Genomic DNA, 22,540 nt, shown 5'->3' on the forward strand with positions numbered 1-22,540 from the left:
GATTCGATATACCACCAGAACACTATGTCATTATCGATGAGTCACTGGACGCTTAGCTAAGTCAGGAAGATTGCCAGACAAACCCAGTGCGCGCTTCATGATCTCATCTTTCGCACCCGGTAATTGGCCCGCAAGCTTCATACCAATGCCACGAATCAGCTTCTTAGCTGGGTTATCGCCTTCAAACAGATCTTTAAAGCCCTGCATTGAAGCAATCATTTTCGCCGCCTCTGCTTTTCTCCAGCGCTCGTAGCCGCGAAGATTACGCTTGGTGCCAATGTCTTCACCCGCAGACCATAGCTTTAACAGCTCTTGCGCTAGGCTTGCTGCGTCTAATAGGCCAAGGTTCACGCCCTGCCCTGCTAATGGGTGAATGGTATGAGCAGCATCACCAACCAAAGCCACACGCTCTACCGCAAAGTCACGCGCATAACGCATGCGCAGTGGGAAGGCAAAACGGTCACCAACCACTTCACATAAGCCCAGCTTTGCATCGAACTCAGCTGTTAACTGCTTGTTGAATTCAGCATCCGACATTGATACGAGGTTCTCGGCACGATTTGGTTCCGTAGACCAAACAATCGAGCTCATGTTGCTTGGTTGCATTGGTAGGAATGCCAATGGGCCTTGAGGCGTGAAGATTTGACGAGCAACGCTGTGGTGCGGCTCTGTGGTTTTGATGTTCGCGACAATCGCACTGTGTCCGTAATCCCAATGTGTTAATGGGATATCTTGCTGCTTACGAACCCAAGAGTTTGCGCCGTCTGCTCCAACAACTAACTTAGCTGTCAGTGCTTGACCATTGTCCAATGTTAACCAAGCTTCACTTTCACCAATCGCCATCGTTTTACACGTTGCGGGCATATACAGGCTGACGTTGTCTTGTTTCTTAACCTGATCAAGCAGCGCTAATTGAATCACACGGTTTTCAACGATATGACCAAGATTAGGCTGAGCCAAGCGTGTCGAGTCAAACTCAATACGAGCGAAACTGTCTTGTTCCCACACTTCCATCGCTTGATACGGTGCAGCGCGTCTTTGTTCGATACCTTGCCATGCACCTAGGTTACGAAGAATCACTTCACTAGAACGACTCAGCGCGGATACACGCACATCAGGCAGCTCACTCAGCCCTTCACTAGGCGCTCTGCCTTCAATGACAGCGATTCTTAGGTCACTGTCTTTTAGGGCAGCAGCAAGCGCTAGGCCAACCATGCCACCACCAACAATCGCGATATCAACACTTTGCATCATTATTTATTACCTTATCTTTCTACTAGGCCAAGCGTATGACGCAAAAGTGGACCTTTAAGTGGTGGAAGGTTATCTATTACGGCTAACCCAAGATTACGCCCAATGCGAGCGGTCATATAATCGTTTGAGAACAGGTGAACTAGGCTTGAAGTCAACGTGATCGTTGCGTCTCGGTCTTGTTCTCTACGCTTTCTAAAGTTAACAAGACCACGGTAACGACCTACATCATCTAACTGGGTACACAACTCTTCTGCCAAGGAAGCCACATCTCGGATACCTAGGTTAAAGCCTTGCCCCGCAATTGGGTGAAGCGTTTGAGCAGCATTACCAACAATGGCAAATCGATGAGAGATATTTTGCTGTCGGTGACGAAGAATCAGAGGGTAACTCGCGCGCTTGCCGACCTTCTCTAATCGGCCAAGTCGCCAGCCAAAGTCATTCTGCAATTGCTCAAGAAATTCATTGTCGTTTAGCGTCATCACTTTTTGTGCTTGCTCTGGTGTTAAACACCAAACCAGCGATAAACGGTTGTCACTCATCGGTAATAGAGCAACTGGCCCATGATGGGTAAAACGCTCAAATGCGCGACCTTGGTGAGGTTCACTCGCCACAATATTGGCAATCACAGCGACTTGCTCAAAGTCATGCTCACTCAATGAGATATTGAGCTGTTGGCAACAGGTTGAGATTGCACCGTCAGCAGCAACCAGTAACTTAGTGGTTACTGTTTGCCCACTTGTCAGTTCAATCGTCGTCAACGCTTCTTCACGTTCAACTTTACTAACAGACTCAGGACAAAGCATGGTAATTGCCGCTTCTGATTCAAGTTTCTGCTGATAGATTCGACCCACATCTGCTAACTCGACCACGTAGCCAAGCGCATCTACAGCAAGCTCTTCACTGTAGATGTCTGTCATTCCGGCATGCCCGCGATCCGAAACATGGATATCTTTAATCGGGGTCGCGACCGGAGCGATAGATTGCCATAAGCGCAAAGAATCCAGGATCTGCACTGTGCCATAGGACAAAGCAATCGAACGAGAATCAAACCCAGGGTGAGCTTGATGATCAACCTGATAAGGCTCCACTACCGCAATCGACAGTGAACCTTGGCTTAGGTGATTCAAAGCAAGGGCTAAGGTTGCCCCTGCCATTGCGCCACCAGCAATTACAACATCATACTGAGCCATCATAACCTCAAACCGGCCAACGAATTAATGAATGGTAGGCGCCGCATCTTCAGATGGGCGAGCACCAAATTCAGCATGAATCGTTAGTGCACACGCTTTTACGTGCTCAATAACGTGCTCTAGAAGCTGCGCTTGCTCTTCCAGATCATCTTCTTCGTCAATGCCTAGCTTAGCCATCTCTTCTAGATCAGCTAATGCTTCTTTTGTACTGTCAGACGCTTTGTTCAATTGAGCGCCAACCAAGCCTAGACCAGTAATGAAATGGTTAATCCAATCAGACACACCATCAGCCAAGTCAAATAGGCTTGCGCTTGCGTCTTCGTCAGGCAGCAACATAGACAATTCCATACCCGAACCTGTGATTTCACTGGTCGTTACTTTCAGTGTCGCTTCCGCTAGCGTTAATGCGCGATCTGGCCAACCCATGCCTTCATTGGTGTAATCGAAGATCAGTGGTTGCCAGCTTTTATCTGCAAGGCTTAAGCCTCCGCTTAACATACCCGTTAATAAACCGTGCATCTCAGCAGGGGTTACGGCTAGACTTGCCGATTGAAGTTCAGTCGCAACCGTTAGGTAGTCAGGTAAAGTAGTTTCGCTCATCAGATAGCTCGCTCAGTTATTCTTTATATCGATAGTATAATCGTACCACTTCACCCCAATTCTGGTAAGCATCGATCCCCAGCAATTGAAGGATGACTGACTACCAATTGTTCAATTTGCTGAATTACTGTGTGCTCAAGCTCTCATTTACAAACAGTCACTCTGAAAAGCTTGAATCTTAATAGCGGTTTACCTATAGTTTCTCCCTCAGAGGAGATTGCTTCCTCATCGGTACTTGCACTTTTTCTTTCTCAAAAAATGGCGAAGGGCAACAGCCTTAAAATAGCGCGTTAAAGAGTTCATCCATCATGAGTAATCAAGCGGTAGACGTTGAAATATTAGGAAAACTGACTCGAGTGAATTGTCCACCAGGGCAAGAAGAGTCATTGATTGCAGCGGCGGCCGATCTTGATAATCGATTGAAAGAGATGGCTGAACGTACTAAGGTAACCAATGAAGTGAAGCTGCTGACTATCGCAGCTCTGAATATTTGCTACGAATTACAAACCAAGAAGTTTGAAGCAAATGATGAACAAAACGCACTGACCGAGCGAATGGAACAGCTCACGACATCACTTTCAGATGTCCTCAGTAAAGTTAAGCACGGACAGCAATAGCGTACACAAAATTTACCCTGGAGTGTTTGTCAGAGGATTCACGTCCCCGAGCCGATAAGCAATCCCTAAGGGTTAGTACTTGAGTGCTATTGAGCATGCTCGGCCCGACCGAGAAGCCTACGGTAATCATTGCTGATCCGCCTTGAACTCGCTGGTTCAAGGGCCATCTATTCTCAACGGCACTTTGGGGTATCCCTTCTTATGAAGACGCTCACACGCAGCGAATTTCGCAAACAGATCCGTATCAAACGCAATGCCTTATCTGGCGACCAACAAACTCAATCCGGTATCGACTTAGTTAAGCAGTGCATGCAGCTTGATGAAATTCAGTCTGCTCAGCATATTGCCCTCTATATCTCTATCGATGGCGAACTCGATACTCAGCCTTTAATCGAATGGTTATGGGCGCAAGGTAAGCAAACTTATTTACCAGTATTGCACCCCTTCTCTGCTGGGCACCTGCTGTTTTTACACTACTCGCCAACCACACCGACGGTCTTGAATAAGTACGGTATTGTCGAACCTCAGCTCAATCAAATGCTGGTTAAACCTTGTCAGCAACTCGACCTTATTCTTACGCCCCTTGTCGGCTTTGACTCCCATGGCCATCGTTTAGGTATGGGCGGCGGATATTACGATCGCACCTTGGCAAAGTGGTTCGAGACGGGCGAAGGTGCAGCTCCTATTGGTTTGGCTCATGATTGCCAACATGTTGATACGCTACCGATTGAAGAATGGGACATTCCGTTACCTAAAATCGTGACTCCGAGTAAAACTTGGCAATGGGAAAGCAACCATTAAAGCGCTATAATCGCGCCGCAAACGTTAACCTCGATATAGAAACGTTAACTCAATATCTAAACGTTAACTTCATCATTACGCAAACGATCAATTCAAAGCGCAAGACCTTATTCAGGAGAATGGCATGACTCAAGATGAAATGAAAAAAGCAGCTGGCTGGGCAGCACTTCAATATGTTGAAGAAGGCAGCATTGTAGGTGTAGGTACTGGCTCTACAGTAAATCACTTCATCGACGCACTAGGCACAATGAAAGACAAAATCAAAGGTGCGGTTTCAAGCTCTGTTGCTTCAACGCAGCGACTAGAAGAGCTAGAGATCAAAGTGTATGAGTGTAACGATGTCGCTAAGCTAGACATCTATGTTGATGGCGCAGATGAAATCAACCCAACTCGCGATATGATCAAAGGCGGCGGCGCTGCTTTGACTCGTGAAAAAATCGTAGCGGCTATCTCTGATAAGTTTGTGTGTATTGTTGACGGTACTAAAGCAGTTGATGTGTTGGGTAAATTCCCACTGCCTGTTGAAGTAATCCCAATGGCACGTTCATACGTGGCACGTGAGTTGGTTAAGCTTGGTGGTGACCCAGTTTACCGCGAAGGCTGCACAACCGATAACGGCAACGTGATCCTAGATGTGTACGGCATGGCGATCGAAAACCCGAAACAACTAGAAGATATCATCAATGGTATAGCTGGTGTGGTGACGGTTGGTCTGTTCGCTCACCGTGGTGCTGATGTGGTTATCACCGGCACGCCTGAAGGTGCAAAAATCGAAGAATAAATAATAGAAGATTGAGTTTTTCTGTTACTTCATTACATACGGTGTCCTAGGGCGCCGTTTTTTTTGCTTTATTGCTGTAAAATTATGTCTTATTCCGTAATTTTCTTACCCAAAACATTTTTTTTTTGTTACTTTATTGTTCAGAAGACGCACAGAGAAAACGTTTGTCTCCTAACAAAGTGGTGAATTTGTTCCCCTTTCAGCCATTTTGTAGCACGTGCGCCGCATTTGCCCAACCTTTCCATTTTAAGGACGAGAACAATGGCCAAAGTTTCACTGGAAAAAGAAAAAATTAAAATTCTACTTCTAGAAGGTCTTCACCCTTCTTCTGTAGAAGTACTGCAAGCCGCTGGTTACACAAACATTGAGTACCACAAAGGCTCGCTACCGGAAGATGAACTTCTTGAAGCAGTAAAAGATGCTCATTTCATTGGTATTCGTTCTCGCACTAATATCTCCCAAGAAGTTATTGATGCAGCTGAAAAGCTGGTTGCCGTCGGTTGTTTCTGTATTGGTACTAACCAAGTCAACCTTCAAGCAGCAGCAAAACGCGGTATCCCTGTGTTCAACGCACCGTTCTCAAACACTCGAAGCGTTGCTGAGCTCGTTCTTGGTCAGGTTCTATTGCTACTACGTGGCATTCCAGAAAAGAACGCGCTTGCACACCGTGGCATCTGGAAAAAGAGTGCCGACAACTCTTACGAAGCCCGTGGTAAGCGTTTAGGTATTATTGGCTACGGTCACATCGGTACTCAACTGGGTATTATTGCTGAAAACCTTGGCATGCGTGTTTACTTCTACGACATTGAAAACAAACTGTCTCTGGGTAACGCAACGCAAGTTCATACCATGACGGAATTACTGAACAAGTGTGACGTAATCTCTTTGCATGTACCTGAAACCAACGAAACAAAAGACATGATGGGTAAAGAAGAGTTCGAGCGCATGAAGCCTGGTTCTATCTTTATCAACGCAGCTCGTGGCACGGTAGTCGATATTCCTGCTCTGTGTGGCGCTCTGGAGTCTGGACACCTTGCAGGTGCGGCTATTGATGTTTTCCCAACAGAACCAAAAACCAATGCAGACCCGTTTGAGTCTCCATTAATGCAGTTCGATAACGTGATCCTAACGCCTCACGTGGGTGGTTCAACTCAAGAAGCACAAGAGAACATTGGTGTTGAAGTTGCTGGTAAGCTAGCGAAATACTCTGATAACGGCTCTACGCTATCAAGTGTTAACTTCCCTGAGGTATCACTACCACTGCATACTGGAACGTCTCGTTTATTACACATTCACGAAAACCGCCCAGGCATCCTAACTCAGATCAACACCATCTTCGCTGAGGAAGGGATCAACATCGCGGGTCAATACCTACAGACTGCGGCTGATATGGGTTATGTCGTTATCGATGTAGAAGCCGATCGCTCTGAAGAAGCACTGCTTAAACTGAAAGAGATCGAAGGCACAATCCGTGCTCGTCTTCTTCACTAATCATCGCACTCAAAATGCATAAAAAAGGCTCTCATCATGAGAGCCTTTTTAGCATTTGGCCTATCGTAGGTAATTAGGTCGTCATGATCCAAAACCTTCTATAGCACTGTCATTACTCTTCGATCTGGTAGATCACATTCACGCGATCACGAATGGTGATCGTTGAGTCTTCATAAGAGTTCGATTCTGTTCTTGCATCCATCGCCATTGAACGCATGAGTACTGGCTGAGAAGATTGGGCGTTGTAATCCACGCGCCATACATCACCTAACTCGCGCTCAAAACCACTCGCCAATGATTTAGCTTTTGATGTCGCATCTTTAATGGCTTCTAAGCGCGCTTGCTCTTGATACTTAGCTTGGTCGCGAACTTGCAGTTGGATGTTGTCGATCTGATTAATGCCTTCTCCAATCGCAATATCCATGTACTCATTAAGATTAGCTAGCTCAGTCACTTGAACGGTCACATTACGTGAGGCGCGGTAGCCAACCAGTTCCGGTTTGCCATCTTTCGGGTAATGATATTGAGGAGATAAATACAGGTTAGAGCTGTGTACACTCGCCTCATCAACACCAGCTTGATGTAGCTTGTTTAGAAAGCCTGTCACGACTTTATCAACGGTATTTTTAGCCTGTTCAGCAGTCATCGTCGATTCCACGACTCTCACAGAGAATGTCGCCATATCAGGTGTAGCGATCACTTCACCATAGCCTGTCGTTGAAATATGAGGAAAGGATGGAGAGTCAGCCAATGATGGAAAACTCACAGCACTCAACGCCGCAGTAAGAGTAAGAGACGTTGCTAACATCTTTGGTACAAGCTTCATTAGGTATGACCTATGCTAAACAAATGTCCTTTCATCATAGAGCAATTTATCGTTTAGCCAATCCAGAGCACACACTTCTAACAGAACTTTGACGCTGAAAAAACCAACAGTTTACTGAGGTAAGTGATTGTGAGCAAAACTCAATATTGCTTGGGATACCTCTTTTAATACTCCGCTCTCAAGCTGCCAATGGTGCCAATAGATGCGATAAGAGAGCAGAAAGCCAGGGGTAATATCAATCAGAGCACCAGACTCGAGCTCATCGATAATCTGTAATCGGGGGATCAAGCAATAGGCTACACCCGATAATGCCAAGCGCACAAATGCTTCTGAACTGCCGACTGTATGATTGATCACACTGTCTCTCGGGACGTTAAAATGATCATGCAGAAACTTCTTATGCAGATCATCGTATTGATCATAGGAAACCGCAGGTGCTTTGCTTAAGGTGGCGTAGTTTACGCCCTCTGCAAAGTAACGCTGATGAAAGTCAGGGCTAGCCACGCACACATAATCCATCCTACCGAGATAGTCAGCACTGCAGCCAGGAATCGCTTGAGACTCCAAACTGATTGCACCGGCCACCTCGCCACTTTTAATCTTTTCAATGGTTCTCGACTCACCATGAATCGCGAGATTCAACTCGACTTGGCGAGACTTAATCACATCCGACAAAGCTGGTAGCAACCATGTCGCCAAACTATCAGCGTTGGTGGCTATGGATATCGATAGTGGTTGATTACCCTCTTCATTCATCAACTCAGGCACAAGCTCGTGCTCTAACAAACGAACACGGCGATATAAGCCCAGTAGTTTTTTACCCGCAGGCGTTGGCCTAGGCGGGCTTTCTCTCACCAAGGCTGGCTGAGCCAACCACTTTTCCAGCTGTTTGATGCGTTGAGATACCGCCGACTGGGAGATATATAACTGCTCAGCAGCCCTTTCGAAGCTACGTTGTTTTACTACAGCATCCAGTGCTTCAATCCATTTATAATCCAATCCGCGCATCAATTTGCTTCCTTTTTAAGCTAACTCACCACCACATTAGCAACTCTAATAATGGATTAAAATCATTAATTATACTTATTTAAAGGGTCAGAGTATCTTCGCCATATAGCACGTAAATATCGTTAAATAAGTGGAGGTTAAAATGAGTTTTTGGGTTTTATTACAAGGTTTTGGTCTAGGGGCAAGTATGATTATCCCTATTGGCGCTCAGAATGCGTACGTCCTAAATCAAGGGATAAAACGCAATCATCATTTAACGACAGCAACGATTTGTAGCCTGCTCGATACTCTGTTTATCTCATTAGGCATTTTTGGCGGCGGAGCGATCTTGTCGCAAAATGAATTACTGCTTACCTCAGTGACACTAGGTGGCATCGCTTTTCTGACTGTGTATGGTTTGCTCTCACTACGCAGTGCATTCAAAGTGCGCACCAGTGATGAGTCGAAAGGTGAGATATTAGCGCGTGGCAAGCGCACCGTTATTTTAGGGGCATTGGCAGTAACAGTATTAAACCCACATCTCTATTTGGATACCGTGGTAATTCTTGGATCCATTGGTGGGCAATTTGAAGGCAACGACAGAATTGCATTTGCTATGGGGACTATATTGGCTTCGTTCGTCTGGTTCTATTCTTTGTCATTAGGCGCTGCAAAACTAGGCCCGACGCTATCTAAACCTAAGGTTAAGAAAGGCATTGATATCGCAGTCGCAACCATGATGTTCGCCATAGCAACGGTGCTTACCGATGGACTTATTGAGCAATACTGGTAAATCTATTTAGCTTCATGAAACCAACAAAAAAGGCGGATAATCTAAGTTATCCGCCTTTCCTTATAAAAGCTTATAGTTATAAAAACTAACTAGGAATTAAGCTTCTACTTTATTCATGTGTACATCCATTTGCGGGAATGGAATTTCGATACCCTCGTTATCCAAGCCTTCTTTGATTGCTTGCATCAGGTCGAAATAAACATTCCAGTAGTCAGCAGTGCTAACCCATGGACGAACAACGAAGTTAACTGAAGAATCAGCAAGCGTATGAACACCAACTTGAACGCCAGGTTCTTTCAGTACACGCTCATCAGATTCACAGATCTTAGTCAGTAGCGCTTTTGTCTTCTGAAGATCAGCGTTGTAAGAAACACCAATCATTAGATCAATACGGCGCGTCGCATGACGAGAATAGTTTGTGATTGGGCTGCCGATAACGCTACCGTTAGGTACTACAACCATTTTGTTGTCTGGCGTTGTTAGAACCGTTTGGAAGATTTGAATAGAATCAACTGAACCTGCCACACCACCAATTTCCACATAGTCACCAGACTTAAATGGACGGAATGCAACGATAAGTACACCAGCAGCAAAGTTAGATAGTGAGCCTTGTAGTGCAAGACCAACGGCTAAACCAGCCGCACCAATAACAGCAACTACAGATGCCGTTTGAACACCTAAACGACCAAGTGCAGCAATTAAAACAATCACAAACAACAAGTAACGAACTAAACCATGGACGAACTCCACAACTGCTCGGTCCATTTTCTTCTTCTGAAGAACCTTAGACACGCTATTCGCTACTGCTTTAACAATAAGGTTACCAATAAATAGAATTATCAGTGCTGAAATGATATTTACGCCATATTGGATAAATAAATCTGAATTATTTGTTAACCACTGCTCTGCTTGAGACAAACCATCCACAAGTGGAGTCTCAATCGCTGTCGAACTATCAGCCATAATGTGCATCCTCTATATAATATGCTATGGGCTAAACTGCCTTAAGCCTCATTTACTCTGCAATATAATAAACAGTGTAATTACCGTTAAGTCATTGTGTTAAAAGTAAATTAAAGCCAAGTCCTTTTTATAAACTGAACCAAGTTCAGTTTTTCGGCACGATATCCTATCTTTGACAGATTGCAAAGTCATATTTATGTAAGCTTTTGAATTATTAAAACTTACCGATAAACACAAATACCGATAACTAAAAGACTACGAAATTTATTCACCGCACGCTAGGTTTTTCACATATTTAGTACAAGTTTTTATCAGATATAAAAAAACCCGCTCAATGAGCGGGTTTTTAAAACTTAAAGAGTACTTAATTCAAAGAATTATAGTACGTCTACAGCGTTAAGGTCAGCAAATGCTTTCTCTAGACGAGCAACCATTGAAGCTTGACCAGCACGTAGCCATACGCGTGGATCGTAGTACTTCTTGTTTGGAGCAGCTTCGCCAGTTGGGTTGCCGATTTGACCTTGTAGGAAATCGAAGTTGTCAGCAGAGTACTGACGGATACCGTCCCAAGTTGCCCACTGTGTATCAGTATCGATGTTCATTTTGATAACACCGTAGCCGATAGACTCTTGGATTTCTGCTTCAGAAGAACCAGAACCACCGTGGAATACGAAGTTTAGAGCGTTAGGTGCGATACCGAACTTCTCTGCACAGTATGCTTGAGAGTCACGTAGGATAGTTGGAGTAAGTACAACGTTACCAGCTTGGTAAACACCGTGTACGTTACCGAAAGATGCAGCGATAGTGAAACGTGGGCTAACAGCCATTAGTTTCTCGTAAGCGTATGCTACGTCTTCTGGAGAAGTGTAAAGCTCAGATGCGTCCATATCAGAGTTATCAACGCCGTCTTCTTCACCACCAGTACAACCAAGTTCGATCTCGATTGTCATGTTCATTTTAGCCATGCGCTCTAGGTACTTAGCACATGTTTCGATGTTCTCTTCTAGAGACTCTTCAGAAAGGTCTAGCATGTGAGAAGAGAATAGAGGCTTACCAGTTTGTGCGAAGAACTCTTCACCAGCGTCTAGTAGACCGTCGATCCATGGAAGAAGTTTCTTAGCAGCGTGGTCAGTGTGCAGGATAACTGGAACACCGTAAGCTTCAGCTACAGCGTGTACGTATTTTGCACCAGCTACAGCGCCAAGAACTTGTGCGCCTTGACCTTCAAGTTTAACGCCTTTACCTGCGAAGAATGCAGCGCCGCCGTTAGAGAACTGAACAACTACTGGAGCTTTAACTTTAGCAGCTGCTTCTAGTACTGCGTTTACAGAGTCAGTACCAACAACGTTTACAGCAGGAAGAGCAAATTTGTTTTCTTTTGCTACTTCAAATACTTTCTGTACGTCATCGCCAGAAATCACACCAGGTTTTACAAAATCGAAGATCTTAGACATGGAAATAGTCCTATTTATTCTATCGTTTTAAGATTAAAAAACTTAAGTTTAAAAACTTGCAATCGTTTGCTCACAACTTATGCCATTCTAGCAAAAAAGTGTGATATGCAGCAAACGTTAAAAGGCGAGATTCACATCTCGCCTTTCTAAATCAATTATGCTTTAGCACGCTCTTCAAGCATTGCTACTGCAGGAAGTACTTTACCTTCAACGAATTCAAGGAAAGCGCCACCGCCAGTAGAGATGTAAGAAACGTCAGCTTTGATACCGAACTTATCGATAGCTGCTAGCGTGTCACCACCACCTGCTACAGAGAAACCTGCAGACTCAGCGATTGCTTTAGAGATACCAGCTGTACCCGCTTCGAAGTTCTTGAATTCGAATACGCCTACAGGGCCGTTCCAAAGGATTGTTTTCGCGTTGCCGATGATTTCAGCTAGTGCCGCAGTTGAATCTGGACCAAGGTCGAAGATCATGTCGTCGTCTTGAACTTCAGAAACGTGCTTGATTTCAGCTTCTGCGTTTTCGTCGAATGCTTTAGCACATGCAACGTCAGTTGCTACTGGGATAGCACACTCTTTCATTAGCTTTTGAGCCGTTTCAACTAGGTCAGCTTCGTATAGAGACTTACCTACGTTGTGGCCTTCAGCAGCGATGAATGTGTTCGCGATACCACCACCAACAACAAGCTGGTCAGCAATTTTAGAAAGAGATTCTAGAACGGTTAGTTTAGTAGAAACCTTAGAACCACCAACGATAGCCACTAGTGGGCGAGCTGGGTTGTCCATTGCTTTACCAAGCGCTTCAAGCTCAGCAGCTAGAAGAGGGCCAGCACATGCTACAGGAGCGTAAGTACCAACACCGTGTGTAGAAGCTTGAGCACGGTGAGCTGTACCGAATGCATCCATTACGAAAATGTCACATAGTGCAGCGTATTGCTTAGAAAGCGCTTCTTCGTTCTTCTTTTCGCCTTTGTTAAAGCGAACGTTTTCAAGAACAACAAGTTCACCAGCGTTTAGCTCTAGGCCGTTTACGTAATCTTTAGCTAGTTTAACTTCGCAGTCTAGTGCGTCGTTTAGGTAGTTAACTACAGGAGCTAGAGAGAACTCTTCGTTGTATTCGCCTTCAGTAGGACGACCAAGGTGAGAAGTAACCATTACCTTTGCGCCAGCTTCTAGGCAAAGTTTGATAGTTGGTAGAGATGCAAGGATACGTGCATCTGAAGTTACTTTACCGTCTTTTACTGGTACGTTTAGGTCAGCACGGATAAATACGCGTTTACCTGCAAGTTCCAGGTCAGTCATCTTGATCACAGACATGATTTGTCCTCTCAAATTTAAATAAATATAAAGTTTTGGAAACTCAGCAACCCTGCTAAGCCTATAAATTATTCAACTGGTAATTCTTTCACTACCAATAATATGTGGACTCTTAGTATTTATTTCAAGCTAAAAAATAAATAATCCGCACATTTGCTTCTAGGTCTTACTTCTTGCCTTCAGAAGCTTGCATTGCAAGAACCGTATCCAGCATTCGGTTCGCAAAGCCCCATTCATTGTCACACCACACTAGCATTTTAACTAAGTGGCCGTTGCTCACTCGAGTTTGTGAACCATCAACGATTGCGCTATGGGGATCGTGATTAAAGTCGATGGAAACGAGCGGCGCTTCAGTATAGTCAACTATATTGTGTAATGTACACTGGGATGCATTAACAATGGTTTGATTTACGTCATTAACTTTCACATTTGCATTAATTGTGACACTTAAATCCATCGCTGTTACGTTTACCGTCGGCACACGCACAGATATAGCTTCAAATTTGTTGGAAAATTTCGGGAAGATTCTTTCAATACCTTTATGCAACTTGGTATCGACAGGAATGATCGATTGGCTTGCCGCTCGAGTACGACGCAAATCGCTGTGGTACGCATCGATAACTTGTTGATCATTCATTGAAGAGTGAATAGTTGTAATAGTACCGGACTCAATGCCAAAGGCGTCATCAAGAACCTTAATGATAGGAACAATACAGTTGGTGGTGCATGAACCATTGGAAACGATTCGGTGGCCCGCTTCAATGGTATCGTGATTCACACCATAGATAATGGTGTTATCGAGGTCATTGGCACCAGGGTGAGAAAACAGTACCTTTTTTGCCCCAGCAGCAATGTGCGCTAGGCCGTCATCTCGGCAACCATAAACACCGGTACAGTCGAGAACAATATCCACTTCTAGGTCACGCCAAGGCAACAGCTCAATATCAGCAAGATGTAAGATACGAATGGTATCGAACTCACCTTTATCTTCCGCACCAATGCCGTGATGGACATAGATGTGCTCTTGATCGTTGGAGATTTTCTTGCCGAAGCGGCCGTGACTAGTGTCGTACTGCAATAGATGAGCCATAGCGTCAGGCTGAGCAAGCTCATTAACAGCTACTACTTTGATTTGTTGGCTTTTGCCACTTTCATAGACAGCGCGTAATACATTACGCCCTATTCTTCCAAATCCGTTTATCGCGACTTTTAGCATATTTCCGTACATCTAACCAAAATTTCGTGCAACAGATGATAACTGAATCCTACCCAAAAGGCATTACTTGAATAACCCCGTTTAGTTAGGACAGGTTAATCTGTTGCTTGTAGAGATAAGCCTAGAAGAAACAAATCCCAGATACAAAAAACCGAGCTCAGCGCTCGGTTTTTCCTTCATTTAACTGTTAGCACAGGCCATCAGTCAATGATTAAGCAAGAAGCTCTTTCGCTGTGTTTACTACGTTTTCAGTAGTGAAACCGAACATCTTGAATAGCTCACCTGCTGGTGCAGATTCGCCGAACGTTGTCATACCGATGATCTTGCCACCGAAGCCAACGTATTTGTACCAGAAGTCAGCGATGCCAGCTTCTACTGCGATACGCGCTGTAACATCAGATGGAAGTACAGACTCACGGTATTCAGCGTCTTGCTTGTCGAATGCGTCAGTTGCAGGCATAGATACTACGCGTACAGCTTTACCTTCAGCGGTTAGTTGTGCAGCAGCTTCAACTGCAAGCTCAACTTCAGAACCAGTTGCAATGATGATTAGCTCTGGCTTGCCTTCACAATCTTTCAGGATGTAACCACCCTTAGCGATGTTAGCAACTTGCTCAGCATTACGATCTTGTTGTGCAAGGTTTTGACGAGAGAAGATTAGAGATGAAGGACCATCTTTACGCTCAATAGCCAGTTTCCAAGCCACTGCAGATTCAACTTGGTCACATGGACGCCATGTGCTCATGTTTGGAGTCAGACGTAGAGAAGCGATCTGCTCAACCGGTTGGTGAGTAGGGCCATCTTCGCCTAAGCCGATAGAATCGTGCGTGTAAACTTGGATGTTCTGAACTTTCATCAGAGCAGCCATACGCATTGCGTTACGCGCGTATTCCATGAACATTAGGAACGTTGCGCCGTATGGCACGAAACCACCGTGCAGAGCGATACCGTTCATGATAGCCGTCATACCGAATTCACGTACACCGTAATGGATGTAGTTGCCAGAAAAGTCAGTTGCTTCAAGAGACTTAGAACCAGACCACATAGTCAGGTTAGAAGGCGCAAGGTCAGCAGAGCCGCCCATGAATTCTGGAAGCATTTGACCAAACGCTTCTAGTGCGTTTTGAGATGCTTTACGTGAAGCGATGTTTGCTGGGTTAGCTTGAAGATCAGCAATGATTGCGTTTGCTTTCTCTTCCCACTCAGCGGGTAGCTCGCCGTTAGTACGACGTTTGAATTCAGCTGCTAGCTCTGGGTAAGCCGCTGCGTATGCGTCAAACTTCGCGTTCCACGCTGCTTCTTTCGCTGCGCCTGCTTCTTTCGCATTCCACTCAGCTGCGATATCTGCTGGGATTTCGAAAGGACCGTGTTCCCAACCCAATGCTGCTTTAGTTGCTGTGATTTCATCAGCGCCTAGTGGAGCACCGTGACAGTCATGCGTACCCGCTTTGTTTGGAGAACCAAAACCGATGATAGTTTTAGTACAGATAAGCGTTGGACGAGGATCCGCTTTAGCCGCTTCAATCGCTGCGTTGATAGCATCAGAGTCGTGACCATCTACTGCTGGGATTACGTGCCAACCGTATGCTTCAAAACGCTTAGGTGTATCGTCAGAGAACCAACCTTCAACTTCACCATCGATAGAGATGCCGTTGTCATCCCAGAAAGCAACCAGCTTACCAAGACCTAGCGTACCTGCTAGAGAACATGCTTCGTGAGAGATACCTTCCATCAGACAGCCATCACCCATGAATGCATAAGTGTAGTGGTCTACGATGTCGTGGCCTTCTTTGTTGAACTGTGCCGCCAGTGCTTTCTCAGCCATTGCCATACCAACAGCGTTAGTGATGCCTTGACCTAGAGGACCAGTCGTTGTTTCGATACCAGGAGCGTAACCGTACTCAGGGTGACCTGGAGTCTTAGAGTGCAGTTGACGGAAGTTTTTAAGATCTTCAATTGAAAGCTCGTAACCTGCTAGGTGAAGCAGAGAGTAAATCAGCATTGAGCCGTGGCCGTTAGACAGGATAAAACGGTCGCGGTCAGCCCATTCTGGGTTTGCTGGGTTGTGGTTCAAGTGGCCACGCCAAAGAACCTCAGCGATGTCAGCCATGCCCATAGGTGCGCCTGGGTGGCCTGAATTTGCTTGTTGAACACCGTCCATGCTAAGTGCGCGGATTGCATTGGCTAGATCTTTACGAGAAGGCATGTCTGCTCCTGGATACATAAGCGATTTAAAAAAGAGATAATTGCTAAAGTTTTCATTTTTATTAGCGCGGGTATTCTCTCAAACGACTATTGCGACTGCAAACGTTTTACTGGCATTTTAACGGTCATTTTTCGCAATTTTCGAACATTTACATCACTTGGCAGTGGCTTATCTCGATCGATACGCAAACGATTAGTTATGACATATCATAAAAAAGAGCTTGTAATTCGACCGCTGGAATTTAGAATAGCCGTCTAGATGTAGAAACACCTACAAAATATACTGTATTTAATGGCGGCGCTTCCTAGCTTGCGACGCCATAAACTATTTACACCAAAAACTAAAAGTGGAGCTCTCATGGCTAAGCACCTATTCACTTCTGAATCTGTTTCAGAAGGCCATCCAGATAAAATTGCAGACCAAATCTCTGATGCTGTTCTTGATGCCATCTTGGAACAAGATCCAAAAGCACGTGTTGCTTGTGAGACTTACGTTAAAACCGGCATGGTTATGGTTGGCGGTGAAGTAACAACGTCTGCATGGGTTGATATCGAAGAAATCACTCGTGAAACAGTACGTGAAATTGGTTACGTTCATTCTGACATGGGCTTTGACGCTGACTCTTGTGCTGTTTTAAACACAATTGGTAAGCAGTCTCCAGACATCAACCAAGGTGTTGATAAAGAAGACCCTAAAGAGCAAGGCGCAGGCGACCAAGGCATCATGTTTGGTTACGCGACTAACGAAACTCCTATCCTAATGCCAGCTCCAATTACTTACTCTCACCTTCTTGTTAAGAAGCAAGCTGAAGTACGTAAGAGCGGTAAGCTTGACTTCCTTCGCCCAGATGCGAAATCTCAAGTTACTTTCCAATACGACCAAGGTAAGATCGTTGGTATCGATGCTGTTGTTCTTTCTACTCAACACTGTGATTCAGTAACAACGCCTGACCTACGCGAAGCAGTAATGGAAGAAATCATCAAGCCAGTACTTCCTGCTGAGTGGATCAACAAAGATACTAACTTCTTCATCAACCCAACAGGCCGTTTCGTAATCGGTGGCCCAATGGGTGACTGTGGTTTAACTGGTCGTAAGATCATCGTTGATACCTACGGCGGCGCAGCTCGTCACGGTGGCGGTGCATTCTCAGGTAAAGATCCATCAAAAGTTGACCGTTCTGCAGCTTACGCAGCACGTTACGTTGCGAAAAACATCGTTGCTGCTGGTATGGCTGACCGTTGTGAGATTCAACTGTCTTACGCTATCGGTGTTGCTGATCCAACATCTATCATGGTTGAAACGTTCGGTACTGAGAAAGTAGCACACGAAATCATCATTGAAGCTGTTCGTCAAAACTTCGACCTACGTCCATACGGCCTTCAAGAGATGCTGAACCTTCTTCAGCCTATCTACAAGCAAACTGCTGCATACGGTCACTTCGGTCGTGAAGAGTTCCCTTGGGAAGCGACTGACAAAGCAGCAATCCTTGCGGACTTCGCTGGCCTAAAATAATTTAGCCACTGCGATGTGTTCCTTTAAAGCCCTTACTGCTTAGTAAGGGCTTTATTTTTATGTACTTACCGAACTTTCACTCACAATACCCTTCCCTAACGCCCTTCTTTACCGTTAACCACTTAGTATAAAAAGCCGCTGATAATTTGTGTTTTCTAGCACTACTGACAATAGTTAAGGTAACTCCTAGGCGATCAAGCTCACATTTAACTTAAATTAATTCAGTCTGATAACGCTCGTTAAATGCACGCTAGAACAATAACTGGGATGACAAAGAGCAATTTAGCTCAACACCATAACTCTCACACAAGCCACATCGATGAGCCTTATGGAATTATAACTAGGACGTTATTTAACTAGGGGGATCTATGCCTCGTACCGCGCACCCATCCGAACTGAACGATAAAAAACACAAGGTCAGCGATAAGGATTACGCTCGCACCATTCCTTGCAACCAAATCAGTATTTCCGCACCCTTTCATTGGTTGTCGCTTGCTCTGCATGACTTAGTAAGAATGCCATTAATCAGCGCATTTTACGGATTGTGCTTTATGGGAGCGGCAATTGCGATTGTTCAACTTGTCCAATGGCAAGGAACACACTTAGTCGTGATGCCAAGCCTGATCGTGTACATGCTGATAGGGCCGTTTCTTGCCCTAGGCTTGTATGACGCAGCTTGGGAAAGAGAAAAAGGCCATAACGCCAGCCTACTGCACTCAATGAAAGCCATCACTCGCAACTCGACCCACCAATGGGCCTTTGCGATTGTGTTGATGGTTGCGATGATATTCTGGATGCGTATCGCTGCGTTATTGCACGCGCTCTACCCTTCAGTGCAAGGCGCACCATTGGCTGAGTTCGCTCCCTTCTTAATTACGGGTTCTGTGATTGGTTTTGTCATCGCAAGCCTCATATTTAGCATCTCAGCATTTTCAATTCCGTTAATGATGGAGAGACGCGTTGATGTGATGAGTGCGATTTTCACTAGCTTTAATGCCGTGAAATCGAACATTCCTGCAATGGTGGTTTGGGCAAGTATTATTTGTGCCGGTATTCTGGTGGGTTTTGCCACCTACGGCATCGGAATGATCGTCACCATGCCGCTACTTGGTTATGGTACATGGCACGCTTATCACGAGATCATTAAGAAAAAACATCACGTGTAAAGCATCGCTAGATCAAAAAGCAATGTTATGATGAGGCCTTGGCTTAAACGCTGAGGTCTTTTATTTGGAGTTAACAACGTTTGTCTTACACCCCGCAACAACATCGAGCAAATAAGAAATTGGCCGAGTGCCTAGCTATCGCAAATCAACATTTCTCTCGTGAATTTCCACACCCAACTATCACCTTCAAGTTAAGAGGTAAAGCAGCGGGAAAGGCCTACCTTCAGCTCAACGAAATTAAGCTCAACCACGTACTATTTTCTGAAAATGAAGACGCCTTCATCAACGAAGTTGTGCCGCATGAGCTCGCACACCTAATCACGCATCAGGTTTTCGGACGTGTTAGGCCTCACGGAAACGAGTGGAAATACGTGATGGAAAAGGTATTCAACGTTCCAGCCAAAACAACTCACAGCTTTGAAATAGCTTCAGTTCAAGGGAAAACCTTTGAATATCGATGTGAGTGCACCACTTACCCATTATCAATCAGACGACACAATAAAGTGCTTCGAAATCAATCGACCTATCGCTGCCAGCTGTGCAATCAAACCTTATCCTTCACAGGCACACAGCTCAGCTAAAGTCCTAGACTCGCACCTATTCGATTTGGTAACCCCATCCTTTTTATTTCAGAAAGCAACACTCGATTAAGTTGATGATAGAAATGTAATGGAGAAACTCATCCTTTGAGTGCTAGACTGATGTTTATCATACTTTTATCAGTCTTTTTCTATGCAAAAACTCACCATCAAAGCATTTGGCCTACCTGTGTCTTTTTACTTATCAATAGTATTTGGCCTACTGGTAACCCAAAGCGTTTTCGCCGCACCACCGAGCTCATTCTCCAAAGCAAAAAGAGAAGCGGTGAAGATTTATCTCGACCACCCGACTTCATTTTATTGTGGTTGTGACATTACATGGAAGGACAAAAAGAAAGGGATTCCCGACCTTGACGGCTGTGGTTATCAAGTCCGAAAACAACAAAAGCGAGCGAGTCGAATTGAGTGGGAACACGTGGTTCCAGCTTGGCAATTCGGCCACCAGCGTCAGTGCTGGCAAGATGGCGGGCGCAAGAACTGCACTCGCAATGACAAAGTATTCAAGTCCATGGAAGCCGATCTCCACAACCTAACGCCAGCTATCGGTGAAGTAAATGGTGACCGTTCGAACTACAACTTCAGCCAGTGGAATGGAATGGATGGCGTGAGCTATGGTCAGTGCGAAATGCAGGTCAACTTCAAGCAGCGTAAAGTTATGCCGCCAGACAGAGCAAAAGGCTCTATCGCGCGTACTTACCTTTACATGAGCCAAGAGTATGGTTTCAAACTATCTAAGCAACAAACCAACCTAATGATGGCGTGGAACAAGCAATTTCCTGTCGACAAGTGGGAATGTACTCGTGATGAGCGAATCTATGCCATCCAAGGTAATCACAACCCATTTGTTTACCCTGCTTGTAAATAACGTCGCTCGTACAATCAACATTCCTAACTATCTCAAACAAGAGTTTCAGAATTGCCCCTGAAACTCTTGCTCTACCCTTGTTTTTTCAACTAAAAGCATCCATGTTAGGCAGAGACAAAATACCCAAATGAACATATTTATAGGTTTACCAGCATGAGAATCCCTCGTATTCATCACCCAGAACGCATTCATCAGTTAGGTTCACTCGCTTTAGGCGAAGATGCCGCGGGTCATGTTGGTCGTGTCCTTCGCATGAAAGAAGACCAAGAAGTCCTTCTATTTGATGGCAGTGGCGCTGAATTCCCTGCGACGATAGCCGAAGTATCAAAGAAAAATGTCACCGTTAATGTTTCTGAACGCATCGAACGCAGCAGCGAATCTCCGTTAGACTTACATTTAGGCCAAGTGATTTCACGTGGCGACAAAATGGAGTTCACGATTCAGAAATCGGTTGAGCTTGGTGTGAACACCATTACCCCTTTAATTTCAGAGCGCTGTGGCGTTAAGCTTGATACAAAACGCTTCGAGAAAAAACTCGCACAGTGGCAAAAGATTGCTATCGCGGCGTGTGAACAGTGTGGCCGCAATACGGTTCCAGTCATTCGCCCTATCATGCAACTTGAAGAGTGGTGTAGCGAACCGAGTGAAGCATTAAAGCTGAACTTACATCCTCGTGCAAAATACTCAATTAATACCCTTCCAGAACCTATCAGTAAGGTACGCCTATTGATCGGCCCTGAAGGTGGCTTGTCGGCTGAAGAAATCGGCATGACAGAACAATACAAATTTGAAGAGACGCTACTCGGCCCACGTGTACTTCGTACCGAAACAGCAGCTCTAACCGCAATTACTGCCTTACAAGTCCGTTTTGGCGATCTAGGCTAGGAGAAAAAAATGATCAAACTTGGCATCGTAATGGATCCAATTTCATCCATTAACATCAAAAAAGACTCTAGCTTTGCCATGATGCTTGAAGCTCAGCGTCGTGGTTACGAAATCCATTACATGGAAATGGATGATCTACATTTAGATCAAGGCGTAGCCATTGCTGACACTAAGGTTGTTGAACTAAAAGAAGATCCAAACGGTTGGTACGAGTTCAAATCAGAACAGACTATCGCGCTATCCGATTTAGATGCGGTACTAATGCGTAAAGATCCTCCGTTTGATACTGAGTACATCTACGCAACTTACATTCTTGAGCGTGCTGAAGAGAACGGCGCACTGATCGTCAACAAACCACAAAGCCTACGTGACTGTAACGAGAAGTTGTTCACGGCATGGTTCCCTGAACTGACACCGACCACCATCGTGACTCGTAAAGCTGAAAAAATTAAAGCGTTCCGAGAAGAACACGGCGACGTGATTCTAAAACCACTTGATGGCATGGGCGGCGCGTCTATCTTCCGTGTGAAAGAAGGCGATCCAAACGTATCAGTTATTATTGAAACCTTGACCAACCACGGTCAGAACTACGCAATGGCACAAACTTTTGTTCCAGACATCAGCAATGGTGATAAGCGTATTCTTGTGGTTGACGGTGAGCCAATGCCTTACTGTCTAGCGCGTATTCCTGCAAAAGGGGAAACTCGAGGTAACCTTGCTGCTGGCGGTACAGGTGAAGCTCGTCCTCTAAGTGAAACAGACTGGGTTATCGCAAGAGCAGTTGCTCCAGCACTGAAAGAGAAAGGCTTAATCTTTGTTGGGCTTGATGTTATCGGCGACAAGCTGACTGAAATTAACGTGACTAGCCCTACTTGTATCCGTGAAATTGAAGCCGCTTTTGATATTTCAGTTACAGGTAAATTAATGGATGCAATTGAGCGTCGCGTTAACGCTAAATAGCCTAAACTAAAGAAAGCCTTAGCTATTCGAAAACACAGAAATATCTAGGCAAAGA

The 22,540-nt window shown here is 45.0% G+C and carries 21 protein-coding genes and 1 other RNA gene; 12 read left to right on the forward strand and 10 right to left on the reverse strand.

Features of this window, described 5'->3' with window-relative positions; translation table 11 throughout:
• Window positions 1–30: 30 nt before the first annotated feature.
• The 3 genes from AB6E54_RS16925 to AB6E54_RS16935 are packed head-to-tail and all read right to left on the reverse strand — an operon-like array spanning window position 31 to window position 3,044.
• A complete protein-coding gene (locus AB6E54_RS16925) occupies window positions 31–1,254 on the reverse strand; it encodes an FAD-dependent 2-octaprenylphenol hydroxylase (RefSeq protein WP_017063203.1) in 1,224 nt (407 codons plus the stop codon).
• An 11-nt stretch (window positions 1,255–1,265) separates the two neighbouring features.
• Window positions 1,266–2,444, reverse strand: coding sequence for a 2-octaprenyl-6-methoxyphenyl hydroxylase (ubiH, locus tag AB6E54_RS16930; protein ID WP_017059054.1), 1,179 nt, complete (start codon window positions 2,442–2,444; stop codon window positions 1,266–1,268).
• 24 nt (window positions 2,445–2,468) lie between these two features.
• Window positions 2,469–3,044 (reverse strand): YecA family protein, encoded by a 576-nt coding sequence (locus AB6E54_RS16935; RefSeq protein ID WP_017059055.1) that lies wholly within the window; start codon window positions 3,042–3,044, stop codon window positions 2,469–2,471.
• Window positions 3,045–3,352: 308 nt separating this feature from the next.
• Between AB6E54_RS16935 and zapA the strand changes: the two genes are divergently transcribed.
• The 5 genes from zapA (at window position 3,353) to serA (ending at window position 6,734) form a co-directional block, all read left to right on the forward strand.
• Window positions 3,353–3,661, forward strand: coding sequence for a cell division protein ZapA (gene zapA, locus AB6E54_RS16940; RefSeq protein WP_004735366.1), 309 nt, complete (start codon window positions 3,353–3,355; stop codon window positions 3,659–3,661).
• 11 nt (window positions 3,662–3,672) lie between these two features.
• A non-coding RNA gene (ssrS, locus tag AB6E54_RS16945) (6S RNA) lies at window positions 3,673–3,856 on the forward strand.
• Window positions 3,857–3,862: 6 nt separating this feature from the next.
• Window positions 3,863–4,462: a 5-formyltetrahydrofolate cyclo-ligase gene (locus AB6E54_RS16950; protein WP_065584112.1), complete on the forward strand. Its 600-nt coding sequence runs from the start codon at window positions 3,863–3,865 to the stop codon at window positions 4,460–4,462.
• Window positions 4,463–4,586: 124 nt separating this feature from the next.
• The gene (gene rpiA, locus AB6E54_RS16955) at window positions 4,587–5,243 is read left to right on the forward strand and encodes a ribose-5-phosphate isomerase RpiA (protein ID WP_017059057.1); all 657 of its coding nucleotides are present in this window, start codon (window positions 4,587–4,589) and stop codon (window positions 5,241–5,243) included.
• Window positions 5,244–5,504: 261 nt separating this feature from the next.
• Window positions 5,505–6,734 carry a phosphoglycerate dehydrogenase gene (serA, locus tag AB6E54_RS16960; RefSeq protein ID WP_017059058.1) on the forward strand — a complete coding sequence of 410 codons (1,230 nt, stop codon included), beginning with the start codon at window positions 5,505–5,507 and terminating at the stop codon, window positions 6,732–6,734.
• Between the two features lie 112 nt (window positions 6,735–6,846).
• Here the strand turns inward: serA and AB6E54_RS16965 are convergent, their stop codons facing one another.
• Window positions 6,847–7,560: an oxidative stress defense protein gene (locus AB6E54_RS16965; RefSeq protein WP_017059059.1), complete on the reverse strand. Its 714-nt coding sequence runs from the start codon at window positions 7,558–7,560 to the stop codon at window positions 6,847–6,849.
• A 111-nt stretch (window positions 7,561–7,671) separates the two neighbouring features.
• Entirely contained in the window at window positions 7,672–8,568 is an 897-nt protein-coding gene (locus tag AB6E54_RS16970) for a LysR family transcriptional regulator ArgP (RefSeq protein ID WP_017068706.1), read from the reverse strand.
• Window positions 8,569–8,710: 142 nt separating this feature from the next.
• Here AB6E54_RS16970 and AB6E54_RS16975 point away from each other — a divergent pair, with 142 nt between their 5' ends.
• Window positions 8,711–9,340, forward strand: a complete 630-nt coding sequence (locus tag AB6E54_RS16975) for a LysE/ArgO family amino acid transporter (protein WP_017059061.1) — start codon at window positions 8,711–8,713, stop codon at window positions 9,338–9,340.
• A gap of 96 nt (window positions 9,341–9,436) precedes the next feature.
• Here the strand turns inward: AB6E54_RS16975 and mscS are convergent, their stop codons facing one another.
• From mscS to tkt, 5 genes are all read right to left on the reverse strand, one after another.
• The gene (gene mscS, locus AB6E54_RS16980) at window positions 9,437–10,303 is read right to left on the reverse strand and encodes a small-conductance mechanosensitive channel MscS (protein ID WP_017063201.1); all 867 of its coding nucleotides are present in this window, start codon (window positions 10,301–10,303) and stop codon (window positions 9,437–9,439) included.
• A gap of 377 nt (window positions 10,304–10,680) precedes the next feature.
• Entirely contained in the window at window positions 10,681–11,757 is a 1,077-nt protein-coding gene (gene fbaA, locus AB6E54_RS16985) for a class II fructose-bisphosphate aldolase (protein ID WP_010435694.1), read from the reverse strand.
• Between the two features lie 155 nt (window positions 11,758–11,912).
• Window positions 11,913–13,076, reverse strand: a complete 1,164-nt coding sequence (locus AB6E54_RS16990) for a phosphoglycerate kinase (protein WP_017059064.1) — start codon at window positions 13,074–13,076, stop codon at window positions 11,913–11,915.
• 166 nt (window positions 13,077–13,242) lie between these two features.
• The gene (epd, locus tag AB6E54_RS16995; RefSeq protein ID WP_017066020.1) at window positions 13,243–14,292 is read right to left on the reverse strand and encodes an erythrose-4-phosphate dehydrogenase; all 1,050 of its coding nucleotides are present in this window, start codon (window positions 14,290–14,292) and stop codon (window positions 13,243–13,245) included.
• Between the two features lie 211 nt (window positions 14,293–14,503).
• Window positions 14,504–16,498, reverse strand: a complete 1,995-nt coding sequence (tkt, locus tag AB6E54_RS17000) for a transketolase (protein ID WP_048605833.1) — start codon at window positions 16,496–16,498, stop codon at window positions 14,504–14,506.
• 357 nt (window positions 16,499–16,855) lie between these two features.
• Between tkt and metK the strand changes: the two genes are divergently transcribed.
• The 6 genes from metK to gshB all read left to right on the forward strand — a co-directional run bounded on the left by metK (window position 16,856) and on the right by gshB (window position 22,485).
• Entirely contained in the window at window positions 16,856–18,010 is a 1,155-nt protein-coding gene (gene metK / locus AB6E54_RS17005) for a methionine adenosyltransferase (protein ID WP_017062234.1), read from the forward strand.
• Between the two features lie 368 nt (window positions 18,011–18,378).
• A complete protein-coding gene (locus AB6E54_RS17010) occupies window positions 18,379–19,176 on the forward strand; it encodes a DUF2189 domain-containing protein (RefSeq protein ID WP_017067802.1) in 798 nt (265 codons plus the stop codon).
• Window positions 19,177–19,256: 80 nt separating this feature from the next.
• Window positions 19,257–19,757 (forward strand): SprT family zinc-dependent metalloprotease, encoded by a 501-nt coding sequence (locus tag AB6E54_RS17015; RefSeq protein WP_017067801.1) that lies wholly within the window; start codon window positions 19,257–19,259, stop codon window positions 19,755–19,757.
• Window positions 19,758–19,908: 151 nt separating this feature from the next.
• Entirely contained in the window at window positions 19,909–20,640 is a 732-nt protein-coding gene (locus AB6E54_RS17020) for an endonuclease (RefSeq protein ID WP_102333138.1), read from the forward strand.
• A gap of 153 nt (window positions 20,641–20,793) precedes the next feature.
• Window positions 20,794–21,525 carry a 16S rRNA (uracil(1498)-N(3))-methyltransferase gene (gene rsmE, locus AB6E54_RS17025; protein WP_065584115.1) on the forward strand — a complete coding sequence of 244 codons (732 nt, stop codon included), beginning with the start codon at window positions 20,794–20,796 and terminating at the stop codon, window positions 21,523–21,525.
• A 9-nt stretch (window positions 21,526–21,534) separates the two neighbouring features.
• The gene (gshB, locus tag AB6E54_RS17030; RefSeq protein WP_372106483.1) at window positions 21,535–22,485 is read left to right on the forward strand and encodes a glutathione synthase; all 951 of its coding nucleotides are present in this window, start codon (window positions 21,535–21,537) and stop codon (window positions 22,483–22,485) included.
• Window positions 22,486–22,540 lie beyond the last annotated feature (55 nt).

This window comes from Vibrio sp. 10N.247.311.49 (assembly GCF_041467655.1).
GTDB classification, from domain to species: Bacteria; Pseudomonadota; Gammaproteobacteria; order Enterobacterales; family Vibrionaceae; genus Vibrio; species Vibrio crassostreae_C.